Consider the following 14,100-nt stretch of genomic DNA (forward strand, 5'->3'; position numbering starts at 1 on the left):
CCCGGTGCGTGCAAGCGTACCGGGCTTTTTGCTCTCTATCACTCCGCGAACAGCTTGAATTCGGCGAGGCGGGTCGCCTTGCCGCGCGGCTGGGTGAAGAGCAGGCGGACCTTGCTTGTCTGGAGCCGGGGCCAGCGGACGTCGGTGATGCCGTTGGCGACCGGGCTGCCATTCGGCACGGCAATGTCGCGCCAGTCGCCATCCACCCAGGCCTGAAGCCGGTAGCGTTGCGGCACGGCAAAGACCTTGCCATTAGCGAAGAAGGCGAGTTCGGCGCGGGACAGGTCGGTGGGCTTGCCGATGTCGATCGCATACCATTGGTCGGCGGGCGAAGGGGCAGAGGACCAGCCATTCGGCAGTTCCGGGAAGAACCAGACGCGCCCGTCGATCGCGTCATGGACATTTTCGATATCGCTATTGCTGGAGGCAGAGCCGACCGGGAATTGCCCGCGCAGCAACTGCACCGCCCGGTTGATCGGGCGCTGGATAGGGGGCGTGGCGGCGCGCGTCACCGGGACTTCCACCCGGCCCAGCGTATCGCGATGGGCGACCTGCCGGCCGTCCACTTCGATGAAGAGGCCCTTGCCGCGCTTGTAATGGCTGCCGTCCGCATCCCATGTCACCGCGACCTTGTGGCCATGATAGGGGACGTCCTGCACCCGGAACCAGGCGAGCGCCTGCGGATCGCCATTGTCGGGCAGCAGCGGGTTCACCTCCAGCACATCGTCGGCGCGCGGGCGGATGCCGACCAGACCGGTCAGGATCAGGTCGTTGAAACCCGAATGGAAATAATGGTGGCTGCGGTCGAGGCCGACGATCGGCTTGCCGGTTTCGGGATGATAATCCTCCTCGATATCGAGGCGCCTATGCTGGCCAGCGCCCTGATAGTGGAGCGCGGCATATTGGCGCAGCAGCCGCATATAGGCGCTGCGCGTGACCGGGCCGTTGTCCTTATAATGGTCCAGCAGGTTGGCCATGCCGTGCAGCACCTGCGTCGTCTGGTACGGCCAGACCGGGCCGTTCCACTGGCATTCCGGCGCATCGCCCAGATAGCGATATTGCCGCATATAATATTCGTAGCTGGCCTCGACCGTGCGCATCCCCGCCTTGCCGGCGAGCGAGGCGGGGTCGAGCAGATGCGCCCAGGCCCGCGCATATTTGGCGTCGTCGGGGACGAGGTCAAACATCCAGGGCAGGTAGCCGACCAGTTCGCGATTGCGGATCGGCTCCCAGTAATTGACGAAGTCGGTCTTCGACTGGTGGCGGTCGATGAAATGGCCGAGCCTGTCGCTCCACAGGTCATTGAGGACGCGCTTTTGCAGGGCGTCGGCGCGGGCGGTATAGTCGGCGGACAGGCCCTTGTCGCCGGCCATCTCCGCCATCTTCGACAAGGCGCGGGCATTGGCGAACATATAGCTGTTGACCGAAGGACGGAAGGCATCGCCGCCCCTAAAGCCGTCCTTGCCGCCCGATGCGTCGATCGAGGAGACGGTATATTCGGTGGCGTCCAGCAGCGGCTCGACGAAATACAGCCCCTTGGCGAAGTCATATTTATCGTCCCACAGGCGATAGATATGGTTCATCACCGGCAGATGTTCGATCGCGTCCGCCCGGTCGCCATCGACCAGATAGCGGCCCCAGACGCTGTCGGCCATATGATCGGTGAAATGCCGGTCGTTGCCGCCGCTGCGATACATGAAATTGATATAGTCGTCGGCGAAGCGCCGATCATTGAGCCAGCGTCCTTCGCCGATATGGAAGCCGCTGGCGTCGTTCAGGCTGGCATAGGGCTGGCGTTGCCAGTCGACATCGTCGAAAAATTCGGTGGTGATATAGCCTTCTTCGCCCAGATCACGCTGATGCCCGCGATAGAGCGCCCAGCGATAATAATAGACCGCGTCAAGCTGCGGGTCGGCGGATTCGAAGAAGGGGATGCGGTCCCGATACCAGGGGGCGTCGTTACCGAAGCGTTGGGTTGCGATGGCGCGCGTGTCCATCGTGGATTGCGGCGCCGACGCGGCCCCGATGCCCATCAGCGCGGCCCCGGCCAGCAGGATCATCTTCATCGCGCGCATCGCTCGTCCTCCCTTGCATCACAAAAAGAATGGCGGCCGTAGCGGGACTGGAGAGCATCCCGATACGGCCGCCATCTATGGGGCCCGGCGAGGAGACGCCGCACCCCATGGGCACTCAGTCGAACTTGAAACGGACACCCAGAGCAAAGGTGCGGTCGATCAGCAGCGTGCTGGAGTTGAACTCTGTCGGATTGCCGACATCGCCGAACTTGTAATAGTTCTGCTGCTTCGCCTTGGTGATGTTCACCGCGTCGAAGGTGATGCCGATGTCCTCGTTGACGTTCAGGGTCAGCTGGAAGTCCAGGCTCTTTTCCGGTGCGCGCCACATGCCGATCGGGTTGGCGAAAGCCCGCGCTTCGTTGTTGTTCAGGAAGCCCTTGCGCCAGATGTAGGAGAGGCGAGCGCCAACCGGACCCTTATCATAAGCGAGGGTCGCGTTGTAAGACAGCTTCGAAACGCCGAAGAAGGCCGACTTTGCCGTGCCGGTGATTTCGCCTTCATTGTTGACGACCGGGATGGTCTGTTCGGAATCCAGGATCGTCGCGCTGCCGGTGAAGCCCAGACCGTCCAGGAAGGTGGGCAGGTAGGACGGGAAGTAGGTCAGCCCCAGTTCCAGACCCTTGAGCGTGCCGTTGGAGGCGTTTTCCGGACGGGTGATGTTGAAATATTCGGTGTAGGTTTCGTTGCGCGGCAGATAATTGTTCGGAATGAACTCGCGCACGGTCAAAGGAACGACCAGACCGTTGATCTTCCGCTGGAAAAGCGTCGCGTAGATGGCGCTGTTGCGTTCGAAATACCATTCGATCGCAAGGTCCATATTCTTCGAATGGGTCGCCCGCAGATTAGGATTGCCCGACGAACCCGTGCCGAAGCCGACGCGCGACAGATCGCCACCGAGCGCCAGATTGGGATTCAGGTCGCCGAATGCCGGACGGCGCAGCGTTTCGCCATAGTTGAAGCGGATACGCAGATTGTCGGTGATGTTGTAGCGTGCCGTGAAGGACGGCAGGAACTTTTCCGACCCGGTCGACACGGTGGTGCGGGCGAAATTGTTGCCGCGATCGAAATAGTCGTAGAGCGTGTCGATCGCCACAAAGCGCACGCCGGCCTGCAACTGAAGCGGGCGGCCGAAGATTTCGAGTTCGCCGTCGGCCATGATGTACGCGGCCAGATTGCTTTCGTTGATGCCGAAGACATGGCCGAAGGTCATTTCATCCGACAGCAGCAGGCCGGGCGCGACGGCACGGTACAACTGGCGGACGGCATCCTTGTCCATGCTGCGCGGATCGGCCAGCACCCAGCTTGTGGGAATGTCGGCGCGACCGTCGAAGAAACCGCTGTTGGTGAAGGGGCTGCCCTGGCTCAATTCGGCAAGCGTCACAGCGCGGCGCTGGTCGGTGCCGGGGATAGCCACTGTCAGCGCGCCGGCGCCCTGATCGCGGACATAGCTGTCGGCGTTGCGGTTGTCATAGCGGAAGCCCGCCTTGATGCGGCGCAGGAAGCCATCGTCCCACTTATATTCGCCGTCCAGCATCATGGTCAGCGCGTTGCCGGTATTCTTCGTGCCGCTGTCGAACAGGTTGCCGACAGTCCAGGCCGACGCATCGGTCAGAACGCCCTGATTGCCGAAGCTGTAAGAAGGCAGGCCGCCGCCAGCGTTGAAGTCGATGTCGAGGTCGAGCGGGCCGCGATCGGTGCGGATAGCGAAGAAAGAGGTTTCGTTCTTGCTGTCTTGATAGGCGATGTCGGCCACGATCTTGCCGTTGCTGCCAACGTCCCACTTGGCGTTCAGCGCATAGACATAGCTGTCGGTCTTGTTAGTGGCCATGTCGCCGCTATTGAAGCCGGCAACCGACCCCATCTGGCGCGACTTGATGATGTTCGTGCCTTCATACAGTTCGAAGCTGTTGGCGACGTCGGTCGGCAGATCACCCCACCAGTCGGCAAAGCTGAAATGCAGGCTGTTGAAGGTTTCGCCACGGAAACCGGTATAGAAGACTTCGGCGGTGTAAACCGAGCTGTCATTGGGCGCCCATTGGAGGGCGGCGTTGATCGAGGGACGCTCACGCTTGCCGTACAGATCGGATGCGATGACGGCGTCACGCGACAGATAATAAGGGGTTTCGACGCCATTGATATTCAGGGTCGATCCGGGCGCGGTCGGCAGGCCGGCATCGAGGCCGGGCGTCCAGTTTTCGTTGGTAGCGCCGGGGAAGATGCGCTGCAACGGGGTCAGGCCCGAACCTTCCGGCGGATTTTCAGTGGCGAACGGGATCATCGCGCCGGCCTGAAGATTCTGGTTGCGATATTGGGCTTTGGTGTAGCTGGCATTCACCAGGAAGCCGATGTCGCCGATGCCGGTTTCCCAGCGGTTGCTGACCAGCATGGAGATGTTGGGATTATATTTGTCGGCCAGTTCCGAATAGACGCCACGCGCCAGACCAGAAATGGTGAAGCCGTCAAAGTCGAGCGGGCGGCGGGTCTGGACATCGATCTGGCCGGCGAGGCCGGTTTCCAACTGATCGGCCGAACGGGTCTTGTAGACGTCGATCTGCTTGACGAGGTTCGCGGAAATATCCTGCAAGGCGAAGGACGTGCCGGCGGCGGTGAAGATATTGCGGCCGTTCAGCGTGGTCAGCGGATCGGTCAGGCCACGGATGGTGATGCCGGCGGTTTCACCACCGGCGCGGTCCGTCACCTGAATGCCGGTCACGCGCTGCAATGCTTCGACGACGTTATTGTCGGGCAGCTTGCCGACGTCTTCCGACACGATCGAATCGACGATCTGGGTGGACTGTTTGCGGACGTTCAATGCGCCGACGATCGAAGCGCGGACGCCGGTGACGACGATGTCGGCGGCGTCATCTTCGGCGGCCTGCGGTGCGGCGGCGGCGTCCTGTGCGTGGGCGGCGCCCGACAGCATCAGTGCGAAGATCGAAGCGGAAGCGAGTGCGACCGGCTTGAAAGCCATTTGGATATCCTCCCCATTTGAGCTGGCATATCTATGCCATGCATGAATTACTCGGACTAATTATTGCTCCGACAAATGAATCGCAAGCGGAATTTTACACTTCATTGCAGCGAAATTTCAGCGATGTGATATTAATGCCGCAGCCCGATAATCCGGCAGTTTCCGGTCTGTTTCCGTTACGTTAGCCATGAAAAACGGGCGCCTCGCTGGTTGCGGGACGCCCGTTTGCCTTTGAATAGTCAGACTTATGTGGTCAGTCGAGATGCCACCAAGCGCTCGGATCGCGGCTCGCCACCAGCGTCAGCTGGTCTGCGGAAATGCCGATCGCCTTGCCCGGCACGGCGATCGACACGAAGCGTGCGGCGTGCAGAGTCTTTTCATCGAAGCGCACGAACTGGCTGCGCAGGGCGAAGTCCGCGCTCTTGCTGTCGGGTTGCAGGCTCAGCGATCCGTCCTTGCCCGCGACCAGATAATGATCCGGCATCAGGATCGGGGAGAGCATGACGCTGCGCGCGCCGGCGCGGCCCGGCGTCTGGCGGAACTGGGTCTGCGCCAGCGACGGATTGCCCAGCATCAGGCTGGCGCCGTCATGCGCCATCAGCCGCGTCGGGTCGGTGGACGAAATGAAACGTTCCGGCAGCGGGCCATTGCCCACCGGCACGCCGAAATCGGGGGTGCCGTCGGCGGTATAATAGAGGCGCTGGATGCGGGTGTGGCGGTCCGGGTTGAACAGCGGATCGCCCTGGATCGCCTCATAGTCGCGGCCATGATAGACGAGGATGTCGCGGCCCTGCTCGTCCACGGTGAAGCTGTTATGACCGGGGCCATAGACGCTGGTGGCTGTGTTGGTGACGAACACCGGCTGGGGCGACTTGGTCCAGCTCTTCGCGTCCAGCAGGTCGGCATTCTCGTCCGCCGTCAGCAGGCCGAGGCAATAGCGCGCGTCGGTGGCGCTGGCCGAATAGGTCATGAACAGGCGGCCGTTGCGGTGCAGCACGGCGGGCGCCTCGGCGACCTTGTAGCCGCGCACTTCCCAGTCGAGCGTGGGGACGGTCAGGCGCGTGACCTTTTCGCCCAGCTTCAGCGGCGACTCCAGTCTGGCGATATAGAGGTTGCTGTTCGTCTCGATCCCCGGCTCGCGCTGTGCCCAGGCGAAATAGCGCACGCCCTTGTGCACGAAGCTGGTCGAATCGAGGTTGAAGCTGTCCCAGGGGGTTTGCAGTTCGCCCAGCACGCTCCATTTGCCGGTCATCGGATCGGGGCCGTCGCAAACGATGGCATAGGTGCGGATGCGGAACACATCGTCGCCCCCACCGCTGGGGCCAGCGGCGAAATACATGATCCACTGGCCGTCGATCTGGTGCAGTTCGGGCGCCCAGAGGAAGCCGGAACGGGGGCCGCTGGCTTCATGGCGCCACAGCACCGCTTCCTTGGCGGTGGAAAGGCCGGCCAGCGTCCTGGAGCGGCGCAGGACGAGGCGATCATATTCCGGCACGGAGCCGGTCAGATAATAATAGCCATCGTCATGACGAAAGACCTGCGCGTCGGCGCGCTGCTTGACCAGCGGGTTGATCGGCGCGGGCACGGCGGTGTCCGACGCGGCGCGGGCAATGCCGGGTACGGCAGAGAGGGCGGCGGCGGTGCCGATGAAGCCGCGGCGGGACAGGTGGAAGGGCATCAGAATCTCTCCGAGGGGGTTAGTCGGACTAAAAGCGGTCAATATTCGGCCTGGGGCCAGCCGTCAGCCCCCCAATGCACCGGGGCGATGCGCAGGGTAGGGGCGCCGTTCGCCTGTTTGTCATAGGCGTGGTAGACGACATAATCCTTGCCGTCCTTATCGTGCAGCCAGCCGGCATGGCCGGGGCCACGGAAGCGCTGCTGTTCCTGGAGATCGGCGCGCAGGAAGATGCTGCCGCCGCCCTCCATCAACGGGCTGCCATCCTTGCCCAGATAGGGACCGGTGATGTCCTTCGAACGGCCCATGACGGTATAATAGGTGCTGTTCGCGCCCTTGCAGCAATAGTCGTAGCTGACCATCAGCCAGTAATAGCCGCCATGGTCGATGATGAAGGGCGCCTCGACCGGGGCGGGGCCGCCGGCGGGCGCGGGGCGGCGGGCGATGGAGACGGGATGCTTTGCGTTCTTGGGCTTGCCGGTCTTCGGGTCCAGTTCGAACAGCTTGATGCCGGTCCAGAAACTGCCGAGGCTCAGCCAGTGGCGGCCGTCCCGGTCGATGATGAAATTGGGATCGATGGCGTTGTAATCATCGTCCCTGGTGGACAGGACGACCAGCCCCTCGTCGCGCCAGCCGTAATTTTTCGCCTTGGGGTCCAGCGTCGGGCTGGTGGCGAGGCCGATGGCCGAACGGTTGGAGCCGAAGGTGGAGACGCTGTAATAAAGGCGATAGCGGCCGTTGACGTAGCTGATGTCGGGCGCCCACATGCCGTCGCTGCCGGGGATCGCGTCCTTCGCCCATGCTGGCAGCGCGGTGAAGATCGGGTCGCCAGCGGTCCAGTGGATCAGGTCCGCGGATGTGCGCGTTTCGATCAGTCGCTTGCCATGGCCGGTGCTGAACACATGATAGATATCGCCTTCGCGGGCGATGACCGGGTCATGGGTGGGGACAAGGTCGCCGGTCAGCCGGTCGTTCAGCGTCCCGGCGGCAGGGGTGGTGGCTGGCTGACCGATGGCGGGAAAGGCGGCTACGGACAGGATAATGCCGGTCAACGCAGAGATGATCTGTCGGGCCATTGTGACCTCTCCATATACAAACGCCGTGCTCCTGCGAAAGCAGGAGCCCAGTTCTGACGTCTCAACTGGGCTCCTGCTTTCGCAGGAGCACTTGCTGACAAGGGATGGAGCGGACGGTAATTCCACCCACCGCCCGCTCCAAACAGGTTAGTTCAGTTCGAGCACGACCACCGACTTGGCCGGCAGCGTCACGGTCAGCGTGCCGCCGCTGACCTGCGCCCCGGTGAAGGCGGCGGGCTTGACGGTTTCGGGCGCGTCGAACGTGTTGTGCGAATTGATGGCCGCCGCGGTCAGGACGCGGCCGGTAACGGTGGCGGCATTCAGGCCGTCCAGCTTCACCGTGACGGTATTGGACTGGTTCGGGTCGAGGTTGGACAGGCCGACATGGACCTTGCCATCCTTGCCCTTCACCGCCGATCCGCTGACCGCCGGCATGGTGAACTGATCCTTGGCATACCAGGGCGTCTGGATGTCGATCGGCAGCACCGTCGCATCCTGCCAGGGCTTGTACATTTCGAAGACATGATAGGTGGGCGTCAGCACCATCTTCTTGCCTTCGGTCAGGATCATCGCCTGAAGCACGTTCACCATCTGCGCGATCGCGGTCATGCGGACGCGGTCGGCATGCTTGGCGAAGATGTCGAGGTGGATCGACGCGATCAGCGCATCGCGCAGCGTGTTCTGCTGACGCAGGAAGCCCGGATGGGTGCCTTCATCCTGCGCATACCAGCTGCCCCATTCGTCCACCGCCAGGAAGACGCGCTTGGCCGGATCATATTTGTCCATGATCGCGCTGTGCCTGGTAATCAGCTCGTCCATCTTGCGCGCGCCGTTCAGCGCATCGGCCCAGCCATTTTCATCGAAATTGACGGCGGGCGCACGCGGCGGCCAGCCACCGGCGGGGTGGACATAATAATGGAGCGACAGACCGTCGAGCTGGCTGCCCGCGACCCGCATCATCGTTTCGGTCCAGTTATAATCGTCGACATTGGCGCCAGCGGCGATCTTCATGATCCTGGTGCCGGCGGGCGCCTTGACGAAGGTGGCGTAGCGACGGGTTTCGTCCGCCGCGAACTCAGGCCGCATATTGCCGCCGCAGCCCCACAGTTCATTGCCGACGCCGAAATAGGGCACGGCCCAGGGTTCCTTATGGCCGTTCTTCGCACGCTCGTCGGCCAACGAGCCGGCGGGCGAGGTCATATATTCGACCCATTCCGCCATTTCCTGCGGCGTGCCATTGCCGACATTGCCGGCGATATAGGCCTGCGCCCCGACCTGACGGATCAGTTCGAAAAATTCGTGCGTGCCGACGCTGTTGGGCTCGGTCACGCCGCCCCAATGCGTGTTGATCTTGACCGGGCGCTTGTTCTTCGCGCCGATGCCTTCACGCCAGTGATATTCGTCGGCGAAGCAGCCGCCGGGCCAGCGGATGATCGGCACCGACAGCGCCTTCAGCGCGGAGATCACGTCGTTGCGGAAACCGTTGGTGTTGGGGATCGACTTGTCGTTGCCGACATAGAGGCCGCCATAGATGCCGGTGCCCAGATGCTCGGCGAACTGGGTGAAGATCGCCTTGTCATAGACCGCGCCGGGCTTGTCGGCATGGATGGTCGCGGTGGTCGGCTTGCCGTTGGTGTCGGCGACAGCGGTGGTGGTCGTCAGCGCGCTGGCGCAGAGCAGCAACGCAGCGGCGGTGCGGCGCAAGGTTTTTGTCATGTCCGTCCTCTCCCCGTGGATAAAATTGTGAATGAAATTGTGGATAAGTCAGTCGTGAAAGGCGTCGGTCGTCTCTCGCGTGCCGCGCAGGAAGGCGTCGGCGACCAGCCGCAACGGGCTGGTATCGACATCCGACCGACCGCCCCGGATCAGCGTCGCGAAACGGGCATAGAGGCCGGCATATTCGACATCTTCGCCATGTTCGGTGCCGCTGGGCAGAGTCAGCACCGCGCCGCCATGGGACAGCTTCAACGTGCCCGCGTCGGTTTCGACGACGATGTCCCAGCTTTGCGGGCCGGTCTGGCGCCAGTCGAGATCCATGTGGATCGGTGCGCCTGCCGTGTCGCGGAAGGCAAGGTCGGCGGCGATCGGCGCGGCGCGGTTTTCCGGTAGCACCAGAGCCGCGTCCTTCAGGAAGAAGGGGCGCGGCAATATATGGGTGACGATCGACAGGGCGTTGATGCCCGGATCGAACACGCCAAGCCCGCCGGGCTGCCAGATCCATGCCTGACCCGGATGCCAGACGCGTACATCCTCGCGCCAGACGATCGACACTTTGTCGATCCGCCGTTCGGCCAGCCATGCCCGCGCCGGGGCAACCCCGGCGGCGAAGCGGCTGTGCCAGGCGGCGAACAGGCTGACGCCGACCTTGTCGGCCTGCGCCTTCAAGGCTTCCACTTCCGCCAAGGTCGCGCCGGGCGGCTTTTCGAGGAAGAGGTGGATGCCCTTCTTCAACGCCTGCGTCGCCAGGTCATAACGAACCTGCGGCGGGGTGCAGAGCGCGATGGCGTCCACCGCCGGGCCCTGGGCGAGCAGATCATCCAGGCTGGCATGGTGCGGCACGCCGTCCAGGCCCGCATCATGCGGGCTGACGGTGGCCGCCAGGCTGAAGGCATTATTGCCCCTGATCGCCGGCACATGTTGATCGCGGGCGATCTTGCCTATGCCGACGATCGCGATACGGATCGGGTCCATGCTATGCGGTCAGAGCTGCTTGACGGCGACCTGAACGGGAGCCGCGCGCTTGAGCGCATTGCGCACCGGCAGGGTGAAGGGCGCGGCGATGATTTCGAACACATCGCCTTCTTCCGGCACGATGCCGTCGCTGAACGATAGGGTCGCGGTGCCGAAGAAATGGACATGCACATCGCCCGCGCGGCGGAACAGATCATATTTGAAATGATGATGTTCGAGGTTTGCGAAGCTGTGCGACATATTGCCTTCGCCCGACAGGAACGGCTTTTCCCAGATGGTTTCGCCGTTGCGGATGATGCGGCTGGCGCCCTCGATATGCTCGGGCGGGGTGCCGACCAGCAGTTCCGGGCCGAGCGCGGCCTGACGCAACTTGCTGTGCGCGAGCCACAGATAGTTATGGCGCTCGGTCACATGGTCGCTGAACTCGTTGGCGAGCGAGAGGCCGAGGCGATAGGGGGTGCCGTCTTCGCCGATCAGGTAGATGCCGGCCAGCTCCGGTTCCTCGCCGCCATCCTTGGCGAAGGCGGGCATGGTGAGCGCGTCGGTCGGGCCGACCAACTGCGACCCGTCGCCCTTGTAGAACCATTCGGGCTGCTGGCCGGTTTCGCCCGCAGCAGGCTTGCCGCCTTCCAGCCCTTCCAGGAACATGCGCATCGAATCGGTCTGCTTTTCGACGGCGGCAGCTTCGCGGTGCATCTTGTCGCGGCCTTCGGCGGAGCCAAGATGGGTGAGGCCGGTGCCGGTCAGCTGGACATGCGCGCCATCTTCATGATCGATGGGAGCAAGCAGGCGGTTGGCTTCAAATTCGGCGGCGATGTCGATGGTGTCGCCCTTGCCGGCGGCGTCGACGGCGGCGGAAAGATCGATGCCCTGCGCGATTGCATGCAGCGCCAGCGCGCGGATGGTGGTGAAACCGGGCACGAACCAGGCAGCGTCGCCCTGAGCGGCGATGACCGACCGTTCGCCATTGTCCGAACGGTGCTGCAACAGGCGCAATGTCATGAAAACTCTCCTCCCGCGCGCCTGACCATGGCGCCCAATCCAAATTGCAAGACGGTTCGCCGCGCGCCCGCTATCGCCATGGTGGCGAGGGCGGCGGCGGTGAATCCGGTAATTACTCCGACATATTACAGGATGATGGTAATGGCAATGCTTGTATTATAGGGACGGATATGCCTGATTGGGGAAAGGCGAGAGGAACAGGAATGGGACAGGAAAATCCGTCTTTGCAGGATGGTGAGACGGACAAGGAAGGCAGCGCCAAGGCAGTGCGGGGGCCGGGGCGTCGGCTGCACGGCGCGATTGCGCACAAGCTGGGCATGGCGATCTTGTCCGGCCAATATGCGCCCGGCGATACGCTGTCCGGCGAAGTCGCCTTTGCCGAGGAACTGGAAGTGTCGCGCAGCGCCTATCGTGAGGCGATTCAGGTGCTGACCGCCAAGGGGCTGGTCGAAAGCCGGCCCAAGGCGGGGACGCGCGTGCTGCCGCGCAACCGCTGGAACCTGCTCGACCCCGAAGTGCTGGCCTGGGCCTTTGCCGGGGAGCCGGACGTGCAGTTCGTGCGCGACCTATTCGAACTGCGCGCCATCGTCGAGCCGGCGGCCGCCCGGCTGGCGGCGCAGCGGCGCGACAAGGACGACCTCAAGATCATGAAGGATGCGCTCGCCGCGATGCGCCGGCACACGCTGGCGACCGAGGCGGGGCGTGCGGCCGACCGCGATTTCCACAATGCGATCCTTAACGCCACCCGCAACGACGCGCTGCTGACCCTGACCGCCAGCATCGGCGCGGCGGTCAACTGGACCACGCAGTTCAAGCAGCGCGCCCGCGCCCTGCCGCGCAACCCGATCCCCGATCATGTCCGCGTCTATGATGCGATCGCGGCGGGCGACCCGGTCGCGGCGGCCGAAGCGATGGGCGTTCTGGTCGACCTCGCGCTGGAGGATACGGCCAGCGCGATGGGCGGCTGACGGGCAGAATTAGCCATAAGAAATCCGTTCGGGCTGAGCCTGTCGAAGCCCCTTGCTTTTCTTTCAGGCCTTGCCTTTTGAAAAAGAAGTAGAGCCCTTCGACAAACTCAGGGCGAATGGAGTTTGGGAAACGGCTACGTCTGCTCGCCACCCAATATCGTGGGCGGACGCCTTGCCGATAGGCCGATGCGCGGTGGCCGCAAAGGAAAAAGGCCGGAGCGGTGTGTCCGCTCCGGCCTTTTCTCAGGCATCGGGATGTGACCCCGGCGCTTTATTCGATCACCTGATCCGGCAGCGCGTGGGTCGTCTTCGACCCCCACAGCGCGTAGAAGAGGATGTAGAGTTCGCAGGCGGCGGTCAGCAGGAAGCTGGTCTGCAACCCATAATGGTCCGCCAGCCAGCCCTGCACCACCACCAGCGCACCACCAGCGATCGCCATGATGAGCAGGCCAGATCCTTCTTCGGTCAGCGGGCCAAGCCCCTTGATGCCGAGCGTGAAGATGGTCGGGAACATGATCGAGTGGAACAGGCCGACCAGGATCAGCGACCACATGGCGACCGGGCCGGTGGTGAAGACCGTGACCAGCATCACGATGAAGGCGCCGATCGAGAAGGCGGCGAGGACATGGCCCGCATCGAACTTCTGCATGATCGCCGAACCGGCGAAGCGGCCGACCATCATCCCGCCCCAGAGCAGGGTCAGATAATTGCCTGCCTGCTCGTGGGTCAGGTTGGCAATGGTCGGCTGGCTGACGAAGTTGATGAAAAGGTTGGCGACGCCGATTTCCGCGATCAGATAGATGAAGATCGCCGGGATGCCGAACACCAGATTGCGGTGGTTCCACAGCGAATGTTTCTTGCGCTCTTCCTTGTTGTGGCGCTGCGTCGCATTGCCCATGGCGGGCAGCGGGAAGCGGGCGATGACGATGGCAAGCACCGCCAGCACGACGGCGACGATCACATAGGGCAGGACCACCGACTGCGCGTCGGCCAAACGTTCGGCCTGCGTCAGGACGACTTCGCCCTGCGCCGTGCCGCCCTTCGACCGGCCGAGGATCAGATAGGCGCCGAACATGGGCGCCAGCATGGTGCCGGCCGAGTTCATCGCCTGCACCAGATTCAGGCGCGAGGAGGCGGTTTCGGGCTTGCCGACGACCGCCACATAGGGGTTGGCCGCAACCTGAAGCAGGGTGATGCCGCTGGCGATCACGAACAGCATGACCAGAGTTACACCATAGGAGGGGATCGACGCCGCGACCGTCATGCCCAGCGCGCCCGCCGCCATGACGAGCAGGCCGATGACCATCGACTTTTGATAGCCCACGCGCTCGATTAGCTTGGCTGAGGGGATGGAGGCGAAGAAATAGGCGATGAACCAGACTGATTCGATCAGTGTCGTCTGGGTGTAGCTGAGGTCGAACACGCTGCGCAGGTGGGGCAGCAGCGTGTTGTTGATGACGGTGATGAAGCCCCACATGAAGAAGAGGCTGGCGAGCAGCGCGAGCGCAGGGCCGTAGCGCGTGCCGGGGTTATGCGTTGCGACAGGCGCAGCGCCAGACGAGATCGGTCCTGCCATTCATCCTTCTCCAGTGCAGTTCCAGTAGCAGGCCGATCCGATCAAGGGTTGCGCCTGCTTATTTTG

The 14,100-nt window shown here is 63.1% G+C and carries 9 protein-coding genes; 1 reads left to right on the forward strand and 8 read right to left on the reverse strand.

Annotated elements, in window-relative coordinates:
• Positions 1-38: 38 nt before the first annotated feature.
• From ACNHGR_RS16675 to araD1, 7 genes are all read right to left on the reverse strand, one after another.
• On the reverse strand, positions 39-2,075 hold the full coding sequence (locus ACNHGR_RS16675; RefSeq protein WP_475287507.1) for an MGH1-like glycoside hydrolase domain-containing protein: 2,037 nt from the start codon (positions 2,073-2,075) through the stop codon (positions 39-41).
• A gap of 115 nt (positions 2,076-2,190) precedes the next feature.
• Complete coding sequence (locus tag ACNHGR_RS16680; RefSeq protein ID WP_475287508.1) at positions 2,191-5,046, reverse strand: TonB-dependent receptor; 2,856 nt, start codon at positions 5,044-5,046, stop codon at positions 2,191-2,193.
• A gap of 253 nt (positions 5,047-5,299) precedes the next feature.
• Entirely contained in the window at positions 5,300-6,724 is a 1,425-nt protein-coding gene (locus tag ACNHGR_RS16685) for a family 43 glycosylhydrolase (RefSeq protein ID WP_475287509.1), read from the reverse strand.
• Between the two features lie 38 nt (positions 6,725-6,762).
• On the reverse strand, positions 6,763-7,797 hold the full coding sequence (locus ACNHGR_RS16690) for an arabinan endo-1,5-alpha-L-arabinosidase (RefSeq protein WP_475287511.1): 1,035 nt from the start codon (positions 7,795-7,797) through the stop codon (positions 6,763-6,765).
• Positions 7,798-7,944: 147 nt separating this feature from the next.
• The gene (locus ACNHGR_RS16695) at positions 7,945-9,513 is read right to left on the reverse strand and encodes an alpha-N-arabinofuranosidase (protein WP_475287513.1); all 1,569 of its coding nucleotides are present in this window, start codon (positions 9,511-9,513) and stop codon (positions 7,945-7,947) included.
• A gap of 48 nt (positions 9,514-9,561) precedes the next feature.
• A complete protein-coding gene (locus ACNHGR_RS16700) occupies positions 9,562-10,488 on the reverse strand; it encodes a Gfo/Idh/MocA family protein (protein ID WP_475287515.1) in 927 nt (308 codons plus the stop codon).
• Between the two features lie 9 nt (positions 10,489-10,497).
• The gene (gene araD1, locus ACNHGR_RS16705; protein ID WP_475287517.1) at positions 10,498-11,490 is read right to left on the reverse strand and encodes an AraD1 family protein; all 993 of its coding nucleotides are present in this window, start codon (positions 11,488-11,490) and stop codon (positions 10,498-10,500) included.
• Positions 11,491-11,693: 203 nt separating this feature from the next.
• Between araD1 and ACNHGR_RS16710 the strand changes: the two genes are divergently transcribed.
• On the forward strand, positions 11,694-12,458 hold the full coding sequence (locus ACNHGR_RS16710) for a FadR/GntR family transcriptional regulator (RefSeq protein ID WP_184269567.1): 765 nt from the start codon (positions 11,694-11,696) through the stop codon (positions 12,456-12,458).
• Between the two features lie 271 nt (positions 12,459-12,729).
• Here the strand turns inward: ACNHGR_RS16710 and ACNHGR_RS16715 are convergent, their stop codons facing one another.
• Positions 12,730-14,034, reverse strand: a complete 1,305-nt coding sequence (locus tag ACNHGR_RS16715; RefSeq protein ID WP_184269569.1) for a sugar MFS transporter — start codon at positions 14,032-14,034, stop codon at positions 12,730-12,732.
• Between the last annotated feature and the right edge of the window lie 66 nt (positions 14,035-14,100).

This window comes from Sphingobium sp. RS1 (assembly GCF_056156825.1).